The organism is Antarcticimicrobium sp. (genome assembly GCF_029212575.1).
Classification (GTDB): domain Bacteria; phylum Pseudomonadota; class Alphaproteobacteria; order Rhodobacterales; family Rhodobacteraceae; genus Antarcticimicrobium.
Map to the genome: position 1 here is coordinate 71,906 of NZ_JARGPK010000019.1, position 21,223 is coordinate 93,128.

A 21,223-nucleotide genomic window follows, 5' to 3' on the forward strand; every position below is an offset into this window, starting at 1 on the left:
CTCCATGGACACCGACATGCAAACCCGCCTCCTTGCCGCCGTCGACGATCGCTTCGACGACCAGATCGCCTTCCTGTCGGAGTTGACCGCGCACCCCTCGACCCGGGGCAACGAGCAAAGCGCGCAGGATTTCATGGCCGTCGAACTGGCGGAGCGCGGGATGGACGTGGACCGCTGGCAGATCGACGTCGCCGTGATCCGCGACATGCCCGGATTCTCCCCGGTGATCGGCGATTACGAGGACGCGGTGAACGTGGTGGGCACGCACTGGTCTGCCAGCCGCAACGGTCGCTCGCTGATCCTGAACGGGCATATCGACGTGGTGCCCGAGGGCCCGCTGGAGATGTGGGACAGCCCCCCCTTTGCCCCGCGCGTCGAGCAGGGCTGGATGTACGGGCGCGGCGCCGGTGACATGAAGGCGGGGCTGGCCTCGAACCTGTTCGCGCTGGACGCGTTGCGGACCTGCGGATTTGCGCCCGCCGCCGATGTCTTTTTCCAGTCGGTGGTCGAGGAGGAATGCACCGGCAATGGCGCGCTGGCCTGCATGCAACGCGGCTATCGCGCCGAGGCGGCGCTGATCCCCGAACCCTTTGCCGAGCAACTGGTCACCGCGCAGCTTGGCGTGATCTGGTTCCAGGTGCATCTGAAGGGGTTGCCGACCCATGTGGCCTATGCGGGCAGCGGATCGAACGCCATCGAGGCAGCGATCCCGCTGATCGCGGCGCTGCACGAGATGGAAGCGCGCTGGAACGCGCCCGCCTGCCGCCATGCAGATTACACCCATCACGACCACGCGCTGAACCTGAACATCGGCAAGATCGAGGGCGGCGACTGGGCCAGTTCGGTGCCCGCCTGGTGCGTATTCGACGTGCGCATGGGGGTCTTTCCCGGCCAGGACATCGCGGCCGCCAAGGCGGAGATCGAGGATGTCCTGCGCCAGGCCGCCCGCGACAACGCCTTTCTGCGCAACAACACGCCCGAGATCGTCTATCACGGCTTTCACGCCGAGGGATACGCTCTGTCGCAGGACAAGAGCGCGGCAGCCAAGGGCGCCATCGGCGCGCTGGAGGGGGCGCATCGCCGGGTCAGCGGCACCGATCTGGACAAGGCGGCGATCACCGCCACCACCGACGCGCGGTTCTTCGGCCTCTATGCCGACACCCCGGCGCTGGTCTACGGGCCGAGGGCCGAGGCGATCCACGGCTTCAACGAGCGCGTGGACCTGGACAGCATGCGCCGCGTGACCCAGGCCACGGCCCTGTTCATCGCCGACTGGTGCGGGCTGGAACCGGCGGGCTGAGGGGTTACGCCCTCTCCCGCATCCAGGCGTCCAGCGCCGCGATCTGCTCCGCCGTCATCCGCAGCCCCAGCTTGGAGCGGCGCCAGACCACGTCCTCGGCCCGGCGGGCATATTCGCACCGCATCAGCCAGGTCACCTCGCGTTCGGTCAGGCTCGCACCGAAATCCTGCCCGAGGTCGGAGGCCGCGCGCGCATCGCCCAGCATCTGCGCCGCCTCGGTGCCATAGGCCCGGACCAGCCGCCGCGCCCAGCGGGCATCGAGGAACGGGTAAGCCCCGCGAAGTTCCCCGATCAGCCGGTCCACGTCGCCAACCGGAAAATCGCCGCCCGGCAGCGGCACGCCGGCGGTCCAGTCGCCCCGGTCATTGCCCAGCACCGGCGCGATCTTTGCCAGCGCCGCCTCGGCCAGCCTGCGATAGGTGGTGATCTTGCCGCCGAACACGTTCAGCATCGGCGCCCCCGCGCGCTCGTCCAGTTTCAGCACGTAATCCCGCGTCGCCGCCGTGGCCGAGCTTGAGCCGTCGTCATAAAGCGGCCGCACCCCGGAATAGGTCCAGACGATATCCTCGCGTGTGACCGGCGTCTTGAAATACTCCGACGCGAAGGCCAGCAGATAGTCGCGCTCGGCCTCGGTGCAGACAGGGGCCGTGTCGGGACCCGGATGATCGGCGTCGGTGGTGCCGATCAGGGTGAAATTGGTCTCGTATGGAATGGCGAAGATGATCCGCCCGTCCGTGCCCTGGAAGAAATAGCATTTGTCGTGGTCGTAAAGCCGCCGGGTCACGATATGGCTGCCGCGCACCAGGCGCACCCCGGCCTGCTGGGTCAGGTGCACGGTGTCGCAGATCACATCCCCCACCCAGGGTCCAGCCGCGTTGACCAGCATCCGGGCGCGGATGGTGCGGGTCTCGCCGTTTTCCGCCTCCGTGACCGTCACCGACCACAGCCCGTCCTCCGCCTGTGCCGCCGTCACCTTGCTGCGGGTCAGGATCGTCGCGCCGCGCGCCTGCGCGTCGCGGGCGTTCAGCACCACAAGCCGGGAATCCTCGACCCAGCAATCGGAATATTCGAAGGCTTTCAAGAACTTGTCCCTGAGCGGCGCGCCGGCCGGATCGCGGCGCAGATCCACCGTGCGGGTGCCGGGCAGGATGCCCCGCCCGCCAAGGTGATCGTAAAGGAACAACCCAAAACGGATCAGCCAGGCCGGCCGCCGCCCCCGCATCCAGGGCATGAAAAGCGTCAGCAGTTTGGAGGTCGGCGTGCCGCCCTCGAACCGCATATCGCGGTGATAGGGCAGCACGAAGCGCATCGGCCAGCTGATATGCGGCATGGAGCGCAGCAGAACCTCGCGCTCGCGCAGGGCCTCGCGCACCAGCCGCACCTCGAAGAATTCGAGATAGCGCAGCCCGCCGTGGAACAGCTTGGTCGAGGCCGAGGAGGTCGCCTGCGCAAGGTCCCCCTTTTCGGCCAGCACCACCCCGAGCCCGCGACCGGCGGCGTCCCGTGCGATGCCGCAGCCGTTGATCCCGCCGCCGATCACGAAAAGATCGGCGATCTCATTGTCCTGGAATCCAGTGTCCTGGGGTGCTGTCATACCCGTGCTCATCCGGTTGCGTCGCCTCCGCATCTGCCGCCGGGTGTATGGGACTTGAGCGGCGAGTCAACGGGTTTGCCCAACATCCCGGGCCAAGGCGAACATCAGGTTATGAGAAAAACGTTAAAACGGAAAAAAGGACGTTATATCGAATGCATGGGCGAAGCCCAGCCGTCTTCCGCCTCATCCGCCAATTCGACCGGAATGCGAGGCGGCGGGAGTACGCCCCCGCCGTCCCGGTCACAACCGGTAAAGCTCCGTGAACTTGGCCTCCAGATAGGCGATCAGCGGCTCTGCTCCCGGCGCCATGCCGCTGGCGCGTTCGATCACCTCGGCGGGGCGGTACAGCCCGCCATGGCGCTGCACGGTGTCGCGCAACCACGCGGTCGCGCCGCCGGTCTCGCCCCGCGCCAATTGGTCATCGAGGTCCGGCACCGCCGCCCGCAACGCCCGGTGCAGGCAGCCGGCATAGACATTGCCCAGCGAATAGGTCGGGAAATAGCCGAACAGCCCGACCGACCAGTGCACGTCCTGCAGGCACCCGTCCGAGGGCTTGTCGACCGCATAGCCGAAATCGGCCGCGAACCGATCGTTCCAGGCCGCCTCCAGATCCGCCACTTGCAGATCGCCGCTCATCAGTGCCCGCTCAAGGTCAAAGCGCAGCATGATATGCAGGTTGTACTGCACCTCATCGGCCTCGGTGCGGATATAGCCGTCGTGCACCCGGTTCACGCAGCGATAGAACGCCTCGGCATCGGTGATGCCGAAATCGCCGAAGGCCTCGCGCATCTGGCCGTAAAGCCAGCCGGTAAAGGCGCGCGAGCGGCCCAACTGGTTTTCATAGATCCGGCTCTGGCTTTCGTGCACGCCCATCGATACACCGCCGCCCAGCGGCGTCAGCAGATAGGCGTCGTCGATGTTCTGCTCGTAACAGCCGTGCCCGACCTCGTGAATGGTGGAGTAGAAACAGTTGAACGGGTCCAGCTCGTTGGTGCGCGTGGTGATCCGCACGTCATGCCCCGAGCCGGAGCTGAACGGGTGCACCGCCTTGTCGATCCGGCCCCGCGCCATGTCATAACCGAAGGTGACCGCCAGCTTGCGCGCCAGATCCATCTGCGCCCCGGCCGGGAAATGCCCGCTCAGCGGTGTCGGCGCCTCGGCCGCCAGCACCGCCGCGCGCAGTGCCACCAGACGCGGCCGCATGCTGTCGAACATCGCGGCCAGATCGGCGGCTGTCATCTCGGGCTCGTAATCGTCGACCATGGCGTCATAGACATCGCCCTGACCCGCCAGCGCCTGCCCCTCCTCGCGCTTGAGCGTGACGACCTCCTCCAGCACCGGCAGGAAGGCGGCGACATCCTCATCCGCCCGCGCCTGCGCCCATTGGCCCTGTGCCTTGCTGGTGACCTTGGCGATCCGGGCGGCCAGATCGGCGGGCACCTTCATGGTGCGGGCATAGCTCTTGCGAATATGGCGCATCTGCGCCTGCCCCACCGGGTCGAGCGCACCGTCATCGATCCGGTCCAGCCAGTCACCCACGCGCGGGTCGATGCGGCGGGCGTGCAGCACGCCCTCCATCGCCGCCATCTCGTCGCTGCGCTGATCGGCGGCGCCGCGTGGCATCGTGGTTTCCTGATCCCAGCCCAGCCGCCCGGCGACCTGCGCCAGCGCCTCGGTGTCGCGTTGGAACCGCATCAGATTCTCATAGGCACGCATGGCTTATCCTTCCCGGATGGATGTGGCGACCGGATAGCGCGACAGGAACCGCGCCCGCAGGATCAGCACCCAGACCAGCACCGCGACCAGCTGGTGGGTGAGCGCGGCATGCACCGGCGCGGCATAGATCACCGTGACGATGCCCAGCCCCACCTGCACCAGCAGCGCCGCAAAGGCCGCGTTGAAGGCGAACCGCGTTCGGGCATGGGCCGAGCGGCGGCCACGCAGCCAGACCACCACGCCGAAGATCAGCAGCAGATAGCCGCTGACCCGGTGGATGAACTGCACCAGCCCCGGGTTCTCGAAGAAATTACGCCACAGGGGTTCGATCATCAGCGGATCGGGCGGGATCACCTGCCCACCCATCAGCGGCCAGTCGGTATAGGACCGCCCGGCGTCGATCCCGGCCACCAGCGCGCCCAGCAGGATCTGCAGAAAGGCGAAATGCATCCATCCGGTGGCAAGGCTGAACTGCTTGTCCTCGCGCCCGCGCCGCGCCTGCATCAGGTCGCGCTCCTCGCGGCCCAGCTGGAACACGAACCAGGCGATCACACCGAGGATGACGAAGGCCAGCCCGAGGTGGGTGGCCAGCCGGTAGGAGGCGACCGAGGTCATCCCCTCGCCCTGCGTGACGCCCGAGGCGACCATCCACCAGCCGATGGCGCCCTGCAGCCCGCCAAGCGCACCGGGGATCACCAGCTTGCCGGTCCAGCCCGGCGGAATCCGCCGCGCCACCAGGAACCCGAAAAAGCCGATCGCCCAGACCAGCCCGATCAGCCGGCCCAACTGCCTGTGACCCCATTCCCACCAGTAGATCGCCTTGAAGTCCGACAGCTCCATCCACCGGTTCTGGATCCGCCATTGGTCGATCTGCTGGTACTTTTCGAACTCGGCCTGCCAGTCGGCCTCGCTCATCGGCGGCATCGCCCCGGTAACCGGGCGCCATTCGGTGATGCTGAGGCCGCTGTCGGTCAACCGGGTCAGCCCGCCCACCGCGATCATCGCCACCACCAGCACGAACAGCACCATCAGCCAGGCGCGGATGCCCCTGCGCGCGCCGCGCCGACCGCGGTCGATCGCCCCCGGCTGGGCGCTGCGGCCCGCCTGCGCCGTCTCGTCGCCGACCTCTTCGAAGATGGACCGTTTCGTCGCCATTGCCTCGCCCCACGCGTTCCGTCTGTTTGCACTCGCCCCCATGTAGACCGCACGGCGGGACAGGACAATCCATGGCCGCCGACCGGCCCTGACGAAAAAACCTAAAACCGCAAAACTTTGCGACGGAGACCGCCGGGCCCCGCGTTCAAGAAGATATGTTCGAAATTTGAAAGGACCTGATATGCTGCGCCCCCTTCTCGCCCCGATGACCCTTGCGCTGGGATTGGCCTTTGGCCTGTCCTTCGGGCCTTCGGGCGCCGCACAGGCGGACACCCTGCGCTTTGTCAAACCGGGCGTGACCCTGAACGCGCGCTCCGGCCCCGGCACCCAATATGGCGCCAAGACAAAGCTGGCGCCGGGCAGCAAGGTTACGGTGCTGAAACATCAGGGCGATTGGTCGCAGGTGCGCACGCCCGAGGGGCTGCTGCTGTGGGTGTTCGGCAGTTACCTGATCGACCAGGCCACGCAACCGACCGCCCCCGCCCCCCAGGGCGGCCCGAAAAAGGCGCCGCAAGCCGCGCCGCAGCACGCACCGCAACCAAAGGCCCAGCCACAGCCCCAAAAGCCGCCGCAACACCACACCACCCAACCGCAGCCGAAAAAGGCCGGCAGAGCTCAGCAGCCCCCCAAACAGGCGGCCAAGCAGGCCCCCGGCAAGGCGCAGAAACAGGATCAGCCGCAGCAGCGGAAAGACCCGAACCACAAGGAGATCCCCGGCAACTGATCCGGGGGAACTGACGATCTCTCCCGGTTCCGGTCGAGAGATCGCGGCGGAGTCCGGCCAATTCTGCCCCCCCGGCCGGGCTCCGTTCTGTCTTTACCACCTCAAGGAAGACCCAGATGTATCGCAGCTTGTTTCGCCCCATGCTGATCGCCTCGGCACTGTCGCTTGTCGCCGTCACCGCGCAGGCCGATGATGTTCTCTATGTCCAACAGGGCACTTTTCTGAACGCGCGCAACGGTCCGGGCACGCAGTACGCGGCGGATCAGGTTCTTCAACCGGGAACACAGGTTTCGGTGCTCCAGCGGCAGGGCGACTGGACGCAGGTCCGCACACCAGACGGGGCGCAGGCCTGGGTTTTTGGCACCTACCTCGGGGATCGGGCGCCGCAGTCCGGGTCGCAGTCCGGGTCGCAGTCGGGGCCGCAAGCCGAGGCTTCGGCAAACACCAAGGCGCAAGATCAAGGCCAATGGCAGGACCCGCGACCGGAGCAGGGTCATTTCAACGATCAGGGTTCCGATCAGGCGCGCGATCAACCGCCCGGTCAGCGATCCGATCAACGCGCGGACGCACGCGGGCCGGGAAAATCGCGCCAGGGTCCGCAGGGCCAGTCAGGCCAACGCCCGCAGCGGAACCGGTCGCAACAGCACCAGTCCCCGGTGCAGGACCGGCCTCGGCAAGTGGTGTCGCAACAATGGGCGCAGCAGAGCACCCAGCCGCAGTGGACCGCGTCGCAAAGCCAGAGCATCGAACCTTGACCTGCGAACCTTGACCACCGGGGCCGGTGACGCCCAAACGGCGAAAATCGGCCATGCGACACCGATAGCCTTTGCGCAATGCCAGAGTCGGATTTAAAAATGAACGGGTAATGCATACGCAAAAACTGTCCTTCAAGATAAAAACCCTCTTCGCCGTTGTCATTCTGGTGGCCGGGCTGATGGTCACGACCGGTGCCGCACGCGCCGATGCCTATCTCTATGTCGGTGAGGGCATCCACCTGAACGCCCGGATCGGGCCGGGCACCCGCTATCGCATCCATGACGTGCTGGCGCCGGGCACCCGGGTGGTGATCGTGACGCGGATCGGCAATTGGGCAAATGTGCGCACACCCGATGGGCTGATGCTGTGGGTGTATTTTTCCTATCTGAGCACACGGCCACCGCATCGGATCATGCGGCCGGCGCCGCCAATCTTCATCCTGCCAACGCCGCCTCGGCCTCGGGTGGTCCCGCCGCCGCCCCCGCCGCGCCGGTATACGCCCCAACCGCGGGTTCAACCGCAACCACGGGTCCAGCCGCAACCACGGGTCCAGCCGCAGCCACGTCGGCAGCCAAATGTGCAACGCCCGGCGAAACCGAAGGTGCAGCAGCCGGCGAAACCAAAGGTGCAACGTCCGGTGAAACCAAAAGTGCAGCCGAGGGTGCAGCGCCCCACCAAACCGAAGGTCACGAAACCGAAGGTTCAGCATCGGACGCAACCAAAGCAGCCGCCGACGCCGCGGCAGACCCAAAGAAACGACCCCAACGCGGTACGGCGCGACATCCACCGGGGGCGTTAAGCCACGGGCGGCTCAGTCGCCGCGTTCCTTCCAGCGCACCATCTGGCGCATCACCCCGTGCAGCATCTGCACGTCGGCACGGGTCAGCCGCATCCGGCTCCACAGGTTGCGAAGGTTCAGCTTCATGCTCTCCGCCTTCTCCGGCGGGAAAAAGAACCCGGCCTCGCCCAGCCGGTCCTCGTAATGCGCGGCCAGCTTTTCCATCTCGATGCCGCTGGCCCAGTCGGCGCGCGCCATCTCGACGGTCTCATGGGTGATCTCGCTGACCTGTCGGCGCCACTCGTATCCGGTCAGCAGCACGCATTGCGCCAGGTTGAGCGAGGCAAACTCCGGGTTTACCGGCACCGAGATGATCGCGTTGGCCCGCGCCACGTCGTCGTTTTCCAGCCCCGCCCGCTCCGGCCCGAACATCACTGCCACCTTTTCGCCGGCGGCGATCTTCTCGGCGGCCAGAGCCATCGCGCGTTCGGGGCTGTAAACAGGCTTGGTCAGACCGCGCTGTCGCGCCGTGGTGGCAAAGACGAAAGAGCAATCGCCCACCGCCCCGGCGACATCCGCGAACAGCCCGGCCTCGTCCAGCAGCCGCCCCGCGCCGCTCGACATCGCCACCGCCTTGGGGTTGGGCCAGCCGTCGCGCGGCGCGACAAGGCGCATCCGGTCCAGCCCGAAATTCCACATCGCCCGCGCCGCAGCGCCGATATTCTCGCCCATCTGCGGGCGGACAAGCACGAAGGCGGGCTGCGGCGTGTCGCTGGGCATGAGAACTCCTTGTCAAACTCGGCCCCGCTCTAATGCGGCCCGCCGCGCGGGGCAAGCGCCCGGCCCGGCGCGACCTTCGCAAAACCGTTTCCAAGCCCGCGCCAATCGGCTACACCGCCGCGAAAACCCGCGCGAAACCAACCAAGGACCGCCGCCATGGACGCCCCCGAGCAGCCGCAGCTTTACCTGATCACGCCCCCCACTTTTGACCTTGCGGCGTTTCCCGACCGGATGGCCCGTGTGCTCGACGGGGTCGAGATCGCCTGTATCCGCCTGACCCTGGCCAGCCGTGACGAGGATGAGATCGCCCGCGCCGCCGATGCCCTGCGCGAGGTGTCGCATGTCCGTGACATCGCGCTGGTGATCACCGATCACGTGCTGCTGGCGCAACGGCTGGGTCTGGACGGCGTGCACCTGAGCGATGCCGCCCGCTCGGTCCGCGCGACGCGCAAGACGCTGGGGGCGGACGCCATCGTCGGCAGCTTCTGCGGCACCTCGCGCCATGACGGCATGACCGCGGGCGAGGCCGGCGCCGATTACATCAGCTTCGGCCCGGTGGGCGCCACCGCGCTCGGCGACGGGACGATGGCCGAACCCGAACTGTTCGAATGGTGGTCGAACATGATCGAGATTCCGGTGGTGGCCGAGGGCGGGTTGACGCCCGAGACCGTGGCGGCGCTGGCCCCGATGACGGATTTCTTCGGCGTCGGTGACGAGATCTGGGGCGCCGACGATCCGCTCGCCGCGCTGCAGGGGCTGACCGCCGCGATGGGCTGAGCGGTCAGAGGAACACGCGCTCCACGAACCAGTAGCTGCCGATCACCGCGATCACGGCCGAGGCCGGCACCGCGATCCGCGCCCGGTACCAGCTCTTGCGCGCGAACCACAGTCCGACGGTGAGAAAGGCCAGCGCGATCACCGTCAACTGGCCGATCTCGACCCCGATGTTGAATCCCAGCAGGGCCGGCACGAACTGCGCCTCGGGCAGGCCGAACTCACCCAGCACGCTGGCAAAGCCCAGCCCGTGCAGCAGCCCGAAGCCGAAGATCACCAGCGGGCGCCAGCGGCTGAGCCTGCCGCTGACGATATCCTCGACCGCGACATAAACGATTGATGCGGCGATCAACGGCTCGACGATGCTGCCGGGAAGGCTGACCCATCCCAGCGCCCCCAGCGCCAGGGTCACCGTATGCGCCAGCGTAAAGGCGCTGACCTGCCACAGCAGCGGCCGCCATTGGGTCGAGAGAAAGAACAGCCCCAGCACGAACAGGATGTGATCCAGCCCCTTTGGCAGGATGTGGTCGAAGCCCACCGGGACATAGTCGGCAAAGGCCTGCCAGCCGGTCTGGATCGCGCCGCCCTGCAGTGGGATCGGCGGGCTCTGGATGCCGCCGGCAATATAGCCGGTAAAGGGATCCTCGACCCCCTGCTGGCGCAGCACCAGGCCGCCGGAGCCGAAGGGCCAGGCCAGGGTCAGCGTGTCGCTACCCGCCGGCACCCGACCGGTCAGCACCAGGTGCGAGGCGCGCGGCAGTTCCGCATCGCCGACCTCGGGCACGCGCACCGCCTCCACCGCCAGCGGCACCGGCCCGTTTGCCGTGACCCTGATCTGTCCGGCCCAGGTTTCGGCAAAGGCGCGCAGGCGCGGCGCGAACTCCTCCGGCGGCAGCGCACGCAGGCTGTCATAGCGGGCGGATCCAGAAGAGGCGTTGGTATTGATCAGCCCGTCGAGGTTGATGCCGGCGACGAAGGCCTCGGCATTCAGTCTTATGTCGAGGGTCAGAACACCGCCCGTCACCTCCAGGTCGGCGATGGTCGGGGTGACCTCATGCCCGCGCGCCGCACCGGCGGCAAACAGGGCGCAAAGACTTGACAGCAGCAGCGCAGCGATCAGGTTTATCGCGCAGGCTCGGAAAGGATTGTACATTTTGACCCGTGTTTTCCCCATTGTGCTGGCCACAATCTGTCTGATCGCGGGTCCCGCGTCTTCCCATGAGTTTTGGATCGCCCCGGAAAACTATCAAGTGCAGCCCGGCGCGCCGCTGCGGGCCGACCTGCGGATCGGACAGAATTTCGTCGGATCGGCCTATCCCTATTTCTCCGCCCAGACCGCCCGGTTCGAGCTGATCCTCGATGGCCGGGCCGTGCCCTATGCCGGTCGCATGGGCGATCTGCCGGCGCTTTCCACTGTTGCGGGGGCGGAGGGGCTGGTGGTGATCCTGCACCAGTCCACCGCCTCGACCGTACGCTATGCGGAGTGGGAGAAATTCGCCTCCTTCGCCGCGCACAAGGATTTCCCCGACGTCCGCGCCCGACACCTGAATCGCGGCCTGCCGGAGGACGGGTTCAGCGAAATCTATACCCGCTACGCCAAGGCGCTGGTCGGCGTCGGCGCGGCGCGGGGGATGGATGCGCCGACCGGCATGGAGACCGAGTTCGTGGCGCTGGCCAATCCCTATACCGACGATATGTCTGGCGGTTTTCCGGTGCGCGTGTTGTACCGGGGCACACCAAGGGCGCTGGCGCAGGTGGAGGTGTTCGACCGGGCGCCGGACGGCACCGTCACCGTCACCCTGCGGCGCACTGATGCGGCGGGCGGGGCGCTGATTCCGGTCACTGCGGGCCATGTCTACCTGCTCGACGCGGTGGTGTTGCGCCCGGCACCGGAGGAGGAGGCCGCGGTCTGGGAAACCCTTTGGGCAGCCATGACATTTTCCGTGCCGTGACCGGCCCCGGCGCTTGCGCCCTGCGTCAAATGGCGGCACAACCTGTGCATGAACGTGCGCGCCCCTTTCCCGATCCTGTGCATCGGCAGCGTCCTTTGGGACGTGATCGGCCGGGCCTCCGGTGCCATGCGGCAGGGCTCGGACGTGCCGGGACGAATCAGCCGCCTGCCCGGAGGGGTGGCGCTGAACATCGCCATGGCGCTGGCGCGCGAGGGGCTGGTGCCGACACTGCTCAGCGCGGTTGGCCGGGACCCGGAGGGCGACGCGCTGATCGCCGCCTGCGCCCGGCTGGGCCTGATCACCGATCACATCCATCGCCCCGAGGGGTTGCCCACCGACCGTTACATGGCGGTCGAGGCGGCCAACGGGCTGATCGCGGCCATCGCCGACGCCCGCACGCTGGAGGCCGCCGGGGCGGCGATCCTCGCTCCGCTCATGGACGGCACGCTGGGCGACGTGGGCGCGCCCTATGCCGGGATCATCGCGCTGGACGGCAACCTGACCGAAACCCTGCTGGCCGAGATCGCCGAAAGCCCCGCCTTTTCCGCAGCCGATCTGTGCATCGCCCCGGCCTCGCCCGGCAAGGTGCTGCGCATCGCGCGGTTCCTGGGCCATGGACGCAGCACACTTTATGTCAACCTCGAAGAGGCCGGACTGCTGAGCGGCTGCCAGTTCAAGAGTGCCGAAAGCGCCGCTGCGGCGCTGCTGCAACGGGGGGCCGCGCGGGTGCTGGTCACCGACGGCGCCCGCCCGGCCGCCGATGCCCGCCACGATGGCGTGATCACCCTGGCGCCGCCGCAGGTCTGCATGGCCCGCGTGACCGGCGCCGGGGATACCTTCATGGCGGCGCATATCGCCGCCGAGACCCGGGGGCATCCGCGCGAGGCGGCGCTGCGCCGCGCGCTGGCCGCCGCCGCCCGCCACGTTTCAGGGGAGACATTGCAATGATTTACATGACCTTTTCCGCCGAGGCCGCCCGCGCCCGATCCTCCGGGCAGCCGCTGGTGGCGCTGGAAAGCACCATCATCACCCACGGGATGCCCTATCCGCAGAACGTCGCGATGGCGCATCGGGTCGAGGCCGACATCCGCGAGGCCGGCGCGACCCCGGCCACCGTGGCGGTGATCGAGGGACGGCTCCACATCGGGCTGGAAAGCGAGTTGTTGCAGACATTGGGCAAGATGACAGGGGTGGCCAAGCTGTCGCGCGCCGATCTGGCCCCCTGCCTGGCCAGTGGCGGCACCGGCGCCACCACGGTCGCGGCCACCATGATCGCGGCGCATCATGCCGGCATCGCGGTCTTTGCCACGGGGGGCATCGGCGGCGTGCACCGCGGCGCCGAGACCAGTTTTGACATTTCAGCCGACCTGCAGGAACTGGCGCAGACCCCGGTCACCGTGGTCTCGGCCGGGGCGAAGTCGATCCTCGACATCGGCAAGACGCTGGAGATGCTGGAAACCCTCGGCGTGCCGGTGATCGTGCCGGGGCAGGATGTGTTCCCGTCGTTCTGGTCGCGCCGTTCGCTGTTTCCCGCGCCGTTGCGCATGGACGACGCCGAGACCATCGCCCGCGCCCATGCGGCGCGGCGGGCGCTTGGCCTGCCCGGCGGCCAGCTGGTTGCGAATCCTATCCCGCAAGCGGACGAAATCCCGACCGAAGTTCTGGCGCCGATCATCGCCGCCGCGCAGATCGAATGCGACGAGGAGGGTATCACCGGCAAGGCGGTCACGCCGTTCCTGCTGGACCGGGTGTTCAAGGCGACGCGGGGCAAGTCGCTGCGCGCAAATATCGCGCTGGTGCGCAACAACGCGGTGCTGGCGGCGCAGATCGCCCAAGCCTTGCGCAAGGTGTCGACCTGACCGCGAATCCAGCGCTGTTCGCACCGTCTTGTCATTGTAGAGTGGCCGGCGAATCCATATCTCTAGCCTCGGACTGGATGGAACGCCGATGAACACCCCATTTGACGAGGAACCGCACCGCCGAAGGGGCCTTCTGGCCCGGTTGCGGGGGTCATTCCTGACCGGGCTGGTGGTGATCGCCCCGGTCGGGCTGACGATCTGGCTGATCTGGTCCGTGGTGGGCTGGATCGACGGTGTCGTCCTGCCACTGGTGCCGCAAACGATGCGCCCCGAGCAATATATCGGAATCAACCTGCGCGGCGTCGGGGTGATCATCTTTCTGATGTTCACCATCATCGTCGGCTGGGTCGCCAAGGGCATCATCGGCCGGTCGCTGATCGGCTTTGCCGAGGGGCTGGTCGACCGGATGCCGGTGGTGCGCTCGGTCTATTCCGGGATCAAGCAGATCTCGGAAACCGTCTTTGCCCAGACCGAACGCTCGTTCGAAAAGGCCTGCCTGGTGCAATACCCGCGGCGCGGGATCTGGGCGGTCGGGTTCATTTCGACCGTGGCCAAGGGCGAGGTCTCGGAGCGCGCCGAGACCGGCGGCGACCTGATCAGCGTCTTCGTGCCGACGACACCGAACCCGACCTCGGGGTTTTTACTGTTCTTTCCCGCCGAGGACGTGATCGAGCTGGACATGACGGTCGAGGACGCCGCCAAGCTGGTGATCTCCGCCGGGCTGGTGTATCCCAACAGCAAGGATCCCAACCGCCCCGCGACGTGATCCGGATCACACTGAATTGACCTCGATCAAAGTGCCGCCAGGCGAAGTGTCAGAACATGCACGGCAGAAACCAGTTTTCCTAGCCGGGAGTCCTCCCTTGCCAACCCGTGTTCTGACCGCCGTTGCCGTTTCGCTGCTGCTGGGCGCATCCGGCGCCCTTTCGCAGGAGGGGTCCGCCCCGGTCATCTCCGGTGAGGGAAGTACCGCCGATCACTCCAAGTTCAAGATCCTGCAAAAGGAATTCACCTCCGGGCCGGAAGTGACCGAGGCCTGCGTCTCCTGCCACACCGAGGCGGACGACCAGGTGATGCATTCGATCCATTTCACATGGGAATTCGAGCACCCCGGGACCGGCCAGCTTCTGGGCAAGCGCAACGTGATCAACGCATTTTGCGGCAATGTCGCGGGCAACGAGCCGCGCTGCACCTCCTGTCACGCCGGTTATGGCTGGGACGACATGAGCCAGACGCCGCAGCAGGAGGCGGTGACGCCCGATTGCCTCGTCTGCCACGACCGTTCCGGCGAATACACCAAGACCGCCACCGGTGCCGGGATGCCGCCGCTCGATCCGGTGAAACCGGGGACCAAGACCATCACCGGCGCCGAGGCCTGGCCGGTCGATCTCTCGAAGGCGGCGCAAAGCGTCGGCATGCCGGGCCGCGAGAACTGCGGCCAGTGCCACTTCTACGGCGGCGGCGGCGACAATGTGAAGCATGGCGATCTGTCCTCGGTGCTGTTCAACCCGTCGCGCGACGTCGATGTGCACATGTCGCCCGAGGGCGGCAACATGGTCTGCTCCGACTGCCACGTGAGCGATCAGCACAGCTGGGCCGGCTCGCGCTATGACGTCATGGCAGCCGACACCAAGGGGCCTGGCATGCCGCACGAGCGGCGCGATGTCGCCACCTGCCAGAGCTGCCACGGCACCGCGCCGCACCCGGCGACCCTTAAGGGCGTGAAGCTGAACGACCATACCGACAAGCTGGCCTGCCAGACCTGCCACATCCCCGAGTTCGCCCGTGGCGGGGTGGCGACCAAGATGGAATGGGACTGGTCCACCGCCGGAAAGATGGGCGAGGACGGCAAGCCGCTTTCGGTCGAGGATTACACCCAAGGCGACGGCAAGCACCGCCACACCTATCTGGCCACCAAGGGCGATTTCGTCTGGGAAGAGAACGTCGCGCCGATCTATGAATGGTTCAACGGACAGGTGGAATATACCCTGGGCGACGAGACCATCGACCCAAGCAAGGTGGTCGAGGTCAACAGGATCTCCGGCGATCCCGGCGATGGCGGCAGCCGGATCTGGCCGTTCAAGCGGCTGGACGGGCGGCAGGCCTATGATGCCGGGCTGAACCGCCTTGCCTACAGCCATGTCTGGGGGCCGACCACCGACAGCGCCTTCTGGACCAACTTCGACTGGTCCAAGGCGATTGAGGCGGGGATGAAGGCGGCGGGCGCCGAGTATTCCGGCGAGTACGGTTTCGTCGATACCCACATGTCCTGGCCGATCACCCATATGGTCGCCCCGGCGGAAGAGGCGCTCGACTGTGCCGAATGCCACGCCGCCGATGGCCGCATGGCCGGGATCGACGGGGTCTACATGCCCGGGCGCGCGCCGTTCAGCATGGCCGGGGTTCTGGGCCTCGCGCTGGTCGCGGCGACAGCGCTGGCGCTGGGTATCCACGCCCTGGGCCGGATTTTCACCGGCAAGAACGGAGACGCGTCATGACCGAACGGTTCGTCAAGATCTATCCGCGGTTCGAACGGTTCTGGCACTGGACGCAGATGGCACTGATCTTCGTACTGATGTTCACCGGGCTGGCGGTGACCGGGCTGAACGGGTTGATACCCTTTGGCCCCGCTGTCATGCTGCACATCATCGCCGCGCTGGCGTTGATCGTGCTGTGGGTGTTTGCCATCTTCTGGCACATCACCACCGGCACCTGGGTGCATTACGTGCCCACCACCAAGGGGCTGTTCAAGGTCGCCCGGTTCTATGCCTGGGGCATTTTCAAGGGCGAGAAGCACCCCTATCGCAAGGCCTACTGGCGCAAGCACAATCCGCTGCAGGCGCTGACCTACCTGGCGCTGAAGCTGGTGCTGTTCCCGGCGATCTGGGTCACCGGGGTGATCTACCTGACCTACAATTTCTGGGACAGCAGCGTGCCCAACGCAACACTGTGGCTGACCATTGTGGCCAACCTGCACCTGCTGGCGGGGTTTGCCATCGCCGCCTTCGTGCTGGCGCATGTCTACCTGCTGACGGTGGGCGGATCGTTTCGCGCCCACGTCCGGCCGATGGTTACCGGCTTTGACAAGGTGGACCTGACGCCCGAGGAGGAATCCTATCTTGAGCAGGACGAGCCGGTGCGCATCCGCTGAGCCGGCTCAGCCGAACATCTGTTCCAGATCGGTGCTGTGGCGTTGCCCGATATTCGGGGCGTCTCGGTCGAGGAATGTCTGCGCCGCCACGCGCCCGGCCTCTTTCAGACGGGCCAGAACCGACGGGGTCGGCAGCACCATGGTCGCCACCGAAAGCTCCTGCATCAGCGCATCATCGGCGATCATGTGGACAAAGATCCGCGCCACCCTGTCACGGCTCAGCGCGTTCTCGTCCATGACCTGTTGCGCGTAATGGATCGCCCGCAACTCGCGCAGCAGCGATGAGTTAAAGCTGATCTCGTTGATCCGGTTCGCGATTTCCTGCGGTGACCTGGGCACCTCGGGGCGCTCCAACGGGTTGATGTTCACCACCACCACGTCGGGCGGCAGATGCGGCTGGAACAGCGGGAACAGCGCCGGGTTGCCGGTATAGCCGCCATCCCAATAGGCCTCGACCTCGCCGGTTTCGGGATCCTCGATCTCCACCGCCTGGAACAGGTTCGGCAGGCAGGCCGAGGCGAGCACCGCATCGGTGCCGATCTCTTGCCCCGAGAACACCCGGATCTTGCCGGTGCGGACCCGCGTGGCGCAGATGAACAGCTCCGGCGCCGCCTCGGCGCAGACCCGGTCGAAATCCATCGCGCGCACCACCGGTTCCAGCGGATTGACGTAGAACGGGCCATAGGCATAGGGCGAGACCAGCCGCGTCCAGGTATCGGCCAGCGAGATCGGCAGCGCATACTCGAGCCCCCAGGCCATCTGCGCCGGTTCCAGAACCCCGGCCCAGTTGCTCAGCCGCATGTCGCCCACCGCGCCCATCCGGCTCCAGAGCCAGTCGAGGTTCTCGCGCGCGCCCTCGCGCCCGCCTGCGACCATCCCGGCCTTGAGCGCGGCCGCGTTCAGCGCCCCGGCCGAGGTTCCGGTGATCGCCGCGATCTCCAGCGTCTCGTCTTCCAGCAGCCGGTCGAGCACGCCCCAGGTAAAGGCGCCATGCGCGCCCCCACCCTGAAGCGCAAGGTTGATGACCCGTTTTTCGGTCAAAGCGCGGTCCAGCCACCATCGACGCTGATCGTGGTGCCGGTGATCTGGGCGGCGGCGTCCGAGCACAGGAACACGGCGGTGCCGCCCAATTGTTCGACGGTGGCAAATTCCTTGCTCGGCTGGCGTTCCAGCATGACGTTCTTGATCACGTCCTCGCGGCTCATCCCGTATTCTTTCATGGTGTCGGGGATCTGCGCCTCGACCAGCGGGGTCAGCACGTAGCCCGGGCAGATCGCGTTGGCGGTGATCGGTTCGCGCGCGGTTTCCAGCGCCACGGTCTTGGTCATGCCGACGATGCCGTGCTTGGCCGCCACGTAGGCCGCCTTGTAGGGCGAGGCGGTCAGCCCGTGCGCCGAGGCGATGTTGACGATCCGGCCCCATCCGGCCTTGCGCATCATTGGCAGCGCGGCGGCGGTGGTGTGAAACGCCGAGTTGAGGTTGATGGCGATGATCGCATCCCATTTCTCGACCGGGAACTGGTCGATCGGCGCCACATGCTGGATGCCCGCGTTGTTGATCAGGATGTCGCAGGTGCCGGCCTGTTCGATCAGCGCGCGGCAATCGGCGCCCTTCGACATGTCGGCCTTGATATAGCGCGCGGTCACCCCGGTCTCCTCGGCGATCCGTGCGGCCAGCGCGTGATCCTCGTCGCGGTCGGTGAAGGAGTTGAGCACCACATCGGCCCCGGCGCGGGCCAGTTCCCGGGCGACGCCCAGCCCTATCCCCGAGTTCGATCCGGTGACGATGGCGGTTTTTCCGGTCAGTGACATCCTGTTCCCCTTTGCTTGCGTTGCGCGCATCCTGCCATGCTGCACCTGCGGATTAAACGGGAAAGCGGTGCGGGGAAACGGCGATTCGATGCTGTGGAAATGACCCTGTGGTGAGCGCGTGCAGCACGATGTTGCCGGGACGGGGCGCGGCGGGATGTGCCTAAAAAAAACGCCCGCACAAGGCGGGCGTTAAGTTATTGAGGCAGGTTTCATACAGGCAAGAAACCTATCGAGCAGTGAGGTCTTTATAAGCAATTCTCCGCGTTTCTCCAAGCTAAAAGTTTGAAAACACGCGAATCCCCCGTTAGCGTCACCACAAACAACACGGGCAGATCGGGATTGTTTCCAAAGTGCGACCGGGCTTCTTTCCTTTGGCGCGGGCATTCCTGAGCGGAATCGCCCTGATTTTCAGTGTTCAGGCCGCCGCCACCGCGCCGGTGCATGGCATAGCTATGTATGGCGATCCGGCGCTCCCACCTGATTTTGTGTCCCTTCCTTACGTCAACCCGCAGGCGCCCAAAGGCGGGCGCGTGGTGTTCGGCAATACCGGCGGCTTCGACTCGCTCAACCCCTTCGTGCAGAAGGGAACCGCACCCTGGCAGCTGCGATTCTGGGGCTACGAATCGCTGATGGGCCGGTCCTGGGACGAACCCTTCACGCTCTACGGGCTGCTGGCCGAATCGGCCGAGACCGCGCCGGACCGCTCCTGGGTGGAGTTCACCCTGCGCGAGGAGGCCCGGTTCTCCGACGGCAGCCCGGTGACGGTCGAGGATGTGATCTGGTCCTACGAGACGTTGGGGACCATGGGGCATCTGCGCTATCGCGGGTTCTGGGGTCAGGTCGCTGACATCGTACAAACCGGGCCGCGTTCCGTACGATTGAGTTTCACCACCCGTGACCGCGAACTGGCGCTGATCGCCGGCATGCGGCCGATCCTGAAAAAGGCGCAATGGGAGGGCAAGGATTTCGCCGCCTCGGGCCTGGACGAGATCCCCGTCGGCACCGGCCCCTACGTGGTGACCGATTACGAGCCGGGCCGTTTTGTCACCCTCGAACGTGACCCCGATTACTGGGGCGCGGATCTGCCGTTCCGGCGCGGCACCAACAACTTCGACGAGATGCGGATCGAATTCTACGGCGACGGCACCGTTCTGTTTGAGGCCTTCAAGGCCGGTGCGCTTTCGGCGGTGCGCGAGTTCAACGCCGAGAAATGGGACCGCCAGTACGATTTCCCGGCGGTGCAGCGCGGCGATATCGTGAAATCCGAGATCCCGCACCAGCGGCCCTCGGGCATGACCGGGCTGGTGATGAATACCCGGCGCGGCGCCTTTGCCGACTGGCGCGTGCGCGAGGCGATGCTGCTGGCCTTCAACTTCGAATACATCAACGACACCATGACCGGCGGGGCGCAGCCGCGCATCACCTCGTATTTCTCCAACTCCGAGCTTGCCATGCGTCCCGGCCCCGCCTCCGGCAAGGTGCGCGACCTGCTGGCGCCCTTTGCCGACAGCCTGCCGCCCGGCGCGATCGAAGGCTACACCCTGCCCGAGGGGGACGGCACCGCGCGCAACCGCGCCAACCTGCGCCGCGCGATGGCGATGCTGAAGGCGGCCGGCTGGAACGTGCAGGAGGGTGTCCTGCGCAATGTCGGTGGCGCGCCCTTCGCCTTTTCCGTCCTGCTGCGACAGGGCGACGGCGAGATGCAGCGCGTCGTCGATATCTATGCCTCGGCGCTGTCGCGGCTGGGCATCACGCTGCGGGTCGATACGGTAGACGATGCGCAATACGCCGGGCGCATCGCGGAGTACGATTTCGACATGACCACCTTTCGCCGCGACCTGTCGCTGTCGCCGGGCAACGAACAACGCCTTTACTGGGGCAGCGCGGGGGTGGACCAGCCCGGCACACGCAACCTGATGGGCATGGCCTCACCCGCCGCCGACGCGCTGATCGACACCCTGCTAAAGGCCGAGGGGCGCGAGGATTTCGTCGCCGCTGTCCACGCCCTCGATCGGGTGCTGACCGCCGGGCGCTACGTGATCCCGATCTGGCAGTACGACGTCGGACGGATCGCCCATATCCGGGAAATGAAGTACCCCGGCCGCCTGCCGGCCTATGGCGACCGGATGGACTTCATGCCGGATGTCTGGTGGTACGAGGAGTGAGTGGGGAGATCGCGCCAGGCCCGGGATGACAGCCGCGGGGCACCGGTCGGGGGCCGCCGGGTCACACCGCCGCTTCAGGTCAGCGAGGTCACCCAGAGGATCGTCGCATCCTCTTCGCTGACCGAGATCACGTTGTGGCCCATGGCGGCGTCGTAATAGGCGCTGTCGCCCCGGCGCATCTCGATCGGCTCATAGAATTCCGTGTAGAGCTTGATCACCCCGGTCAGCACGTAGAGAAACTCTTCGCCATCGTGGCGCACCCAACCGTCGAACTCCTCCATGCTGCGGGCGCGCACCCGGGCGCGATAGGGCAGCATGGATTTCTTGGTCAGGCTTTCGGCCAGCAACTCGTGCTCATAGGTGGCGGTGGCATAATCGGCGCCTTCGCCCGAGCGGGTCATCGCCATGCGCCCGTTCACCTGCTCGCGCTGCGGCGGGGTGAACAGTTGCGGCACCGAGATCTCCAGCCCGACGGCAAGCTTTTTCAGCGCCTCGTAGGTTGGCGACATCTGCCCGTTCTCGATCTTCGACAGCGTCGAGCGCGCCAGCCCAGCCTGGCCGGCCGCCTGTTCAAGCGTCCAGTTGCGGGCCTTGCGCAGCTCGCGCACGCGGGCGCCCAGATCCAGCGGTTCGGCCTCGATTTCCGGGCCGCCGCTGCGGGCGATGCGGATGATGGCTTTGGGGTCGCGCGCGGTCATTCCGCCTCTA

The 21,223-nt window shown here is 66.6% G+C and carries 20 protein-coding genes; 12 read left to right on the forward strand and 8 right to left on the reverse strand.

Translation table 11 applies throughout. From position 1 onward, the window contains the following. The first annotated feature begins 4 nt into the window (after positions 1 to 4). Positions 5 to 1,300, forward strand: coding sequence for an ArgE/DapE family deacylase (locus tag P1U75_RS03470; protein ID WP_300239851.1), 1,296 nt, complete (start codon positions 5 to 7; stop codon positions 1,298 to 1,300). A 4-nt stretch (positions 1,301 to 1,304) separates the two neighbouring features. Here the strand turns inward: P1U75_RS03470 and glpD are convergent, their stop codons facing one another. The 3 genes from glpD to ctaA all read right to left on the reverse strand — a co-directional run bounded on the left by glpD (position 1,305) and on the right by ctaA (position 5,765). Then, positions 1,305 to 2,894, reverse strand: a complete 1,590-nt coding sequence (gene glpD / locus P1U75_RS03475) for a glycerol-3-phosphate dehydrogenase (RefSeq protein WP_300239854.1) — start codon at positions 2,892 to 2,894, stop codon at positions 1,305 to 1,307. A 240-nt stretch (positions 2,895 to 3,134) separates the two neighbouring features. Further along, positions 3,135 to 4,610, reverse strand: a complete 1,476-nt coding sequence (locus P1U75_RS03480) for a carboxypeptidase M32 (RefSeq protein ID WP_300239856.1) — start codon at positions 4,608 to 4,610, stop codon at positions 3,135 to 3,137. Positions 4,611 to 4,613: 3 nt separating this feature from the next. Then, positions 4,614 to 5,765: a heme A synthase gene (ctaA, locus tag P1U75_RS03485; protein ID WP_300239859.1), complete on the reverse strand. Its 1,152-nt coding sequence runs from the start codon at positions 5,763 to 5,765 to the stop codon at positions 4,614 to 4,616. A 181-nt stretch (positions 5,766 to 5,946) separates the two neighbouring features. On the opposite strand from ctaA, the gene P1U75_RS03490 reads away from it, so the two are divergent. The 3 genes from P1U75_RS03490 (at position 5,947) to P1U75_RS03500 (ending at position 8,044) form a co-directional block, all read left to right on the forward strand. Then, positions 5,947 to 6,489 (forward strand): SH3 domain-containing protein, encoded by a 543-nt coding sequence (locus P1U75_RS03490; protein ID WP_300239861.1) that lies wholly within the window; start codon positions 5,947 to 5,949, stop codon positions 6,487 to 6,489. 116 nt (positions 6,490 to 6,605) lie between these two features. Further along, entirely contained in the window at positions 6,606 to 7,244 is a 639-nt protein-coding gene (locus P1U75_RS03495) for an SH3 domain-containing protein (protein ID WP_300239863.1), read from the forward strand. A gap of 110 nt (positions 7,245 to 7,354) precedes the next feature. Further along, positions 7,355 to 8,044, forward strand: coding sequence for an SH3 domain-containing protein (locus P1U75_RS03500; RefSeq protein WP_300239865.1), 690 nt, complete (start codon positions 7,355 to 7,357; stop codon positions 8,042 to 8,044). Between the two features lie 12 nt (positions 8,045 to 8,056). Here the strand turns inward: P1U75_RS03500 and P1U75_RS03505 are convergent, their stop codons facing one another. Continuing rightward, entirely contained in the window at positions 8,057 to 8,803 is a 747-nt protein-coding gene (locus P1U75_RS03505; RefSeq protein WP_300239867.1) for an RNA methyltransferase, read from the reverse strand. A 156-nt stretch (positions 8,804 to 8,959) separates the two neighbouring features. Here P1U75_RS03505 and P1U75_RS03510 point away from each other — a divergent pair, with 156 nt between their 5' ends. After that, positions 8,960 to 9,580, forward strand: coding sequence for a thiamine phosphate synthase (locus P1U75_RS03510; RefSeq protein ID WP_300239869.1), 621 nt, complete (start codon positions 8,960 to 8,962; stop codon positions 9,578 to 9,580). A gap of 4 nt (positions 9,581 to 9,584) precedes the next feature. Here P1U75_RS03510 and P1U75_RS03515 read toward each other — a convergent pair whose 3' ends face one another. Further along, positions 9,585 to 10,730: a HupE/UreJ family protein gene (locus P1U75_RS03515; protein ID WP_300239871.1), complete on the reverse strand. Its 1,146-nt coding sequence runs from the start codon at positions 10,728 to 10,730 to the stop codon at positions 9,585 to 9,587. Position 10,731: 1 nt separating this feature from the next. On the opposite strand from P1U75_RS03515, the gene P1U75_RS03520 reads away from it, so the two are divergent. From P1U75_RS03520 to P1U75_RS03545, 6 genes are all read left to right on the forward strand, one after another. Then, positions 10,732 to 11,529, forward strand: a complete 798-nt coding sequence (locus P1U75_RS03520) for a DUF4198 domain-containing protein (RefSeq protein WP_300239873.1) — start codon at positions 10,732 to 10,734, stop codon at positions 11,527 to 11,529. 48 nt (positions 11,530 to 11,577) lie between these two features. Further along, positions 11,578 to 12,477 (forward strand): PfkB family carbohydrate kinase, encoded by a 900-nt coding sequence (locus P1U75_RS03525; RefSeq protein ID WP_300239875.1) that lies wholly within the window; start codon positions 11,578 to 11,580, stop codon positions 12,475 to 12,477. Beyond that, on the forward strand, positions 12,474 to 13,388 hold the full coding sequence (locus P1U75_RS03530; protein ID WP_300239877.1) for a pseudouridine-5'-phosphate glycosidase: 915 nt from the start codon (positions 12,474 to 12,476) through the stop codon (positions 13,386 to 13,388). The genes P1U75_RS03525 and P1U75_RS03530 overlap by 4 nt, the downstream gene beginning before the upstream one ends. Positions 13,389 to 13,476: 88 nt before the next feature. Beyond that, on the forward strand, positions 13,477 to 14,154 hold the full coding sequence (locus tag P1U75_RS03535; RefSeq protein ID WP_300239880.1) for a DUF502 domain-containing protein: 678 nt from the start codon (positions 13,477 to 13,479) through the stop codon (positions 14,152 to 14,154). A gap of 97 nt (positions 14,155 to 14,251) precedes the next feature. Next, the gene (locus P1U75_RS03540) at positions 14,252 to 15,886 is read left to right on the forward strand and encodes a tetrathionate reductase family octaheme c-type cytochrome (protein ID WP_300239883.1); all 1,635 of its coding nucleotides are present in this window, start codon (positions 14,252 to 14,254) and stop codon (positions 15,884 to 15,886) included. Then, a complete protein-coding gene (locus tag P1U75_RS03545; protein WP_300239885.1) occupies positions 15,883 to 16,539 on the forward strand; it encodes a cytochrome b/b6 domain-containing protein in 657 nt (218 codons plus the stop codon). Before P1U75_RS03540 ends, P1U75_RS03545 begins: the two co-directional genes overlap by 4 nt. 6 nt (positions 16,540 to 16,545) lie before the next feature. Here P1U75_RS03545 and P1U75_RS03550 read toward each other — a convergent pair whose 3' ends face one another. Further along, positions 16,546 to 17,580 carry a patatin-like phospholipase family protein gene (locus P1U75_RS03550; protein WP_300239887.1) on the reverse strand — a complete coding sequence of 345 codons (1,035 nt, stop codon included), beginning with the start codon at positions 17,578 to 17,580 and terminating at the stop codon, positions 16,546 to 16,548. Then, positions 17,577 to 18,350: a 3-hydroxybutyrate dehydrogenase gene (locus P1U75_RS03555; protein WP_300239889.1), complete on the reverse strand. Its 774-nt coding sequence runs from the start codon at positions 18,348 to 18,350 to the stop codon at positions 17,577 to 17,579. Before P1U75_RS03555 ends, P1U75_RS03550 begins: the two co-directional genes overlap by 4 nt. A gap of 452 nt (positions 18,351 to 18,802) precedes the next feature. Here P1U75_RS03555 and P1U75_RS03560 point away from each other — a divergent pair, with 452 nt between their 5' ends. Continuing rightward, positions 18,803 to 20,515 (forward strand): extracellular solute-binding protein, encoded by a 1,713-nt coding sequence (locus P1U75_RS03560; protein ID WP_300239929.1) that lies wholly within the window; start codon positions 18,803 to 18,805, stop codon positions 20,513 to 20,515. Positions 20,516 to 20,589: 74 nt separating this feature from the next. On the opposite strand, the gene P1U75_RS03565 is transcribed toward P1U75_RS03560, so the two are convergent. Beyond that, positions 20,590 to 21,213 (reverse strand): XRE family transcriptional regulator, encoded by a 624-nt coding sequence (locus P1U75_RS03565; RefSeq protein ID WP_300239891.1) that lies wholly within the window; start codon positions 21,211 to 21,213, stop codon positions 20,590 to 20,592. Between the last annotated feature and the right edge of the window lie 10 nt (positions 21,214 to 21,223).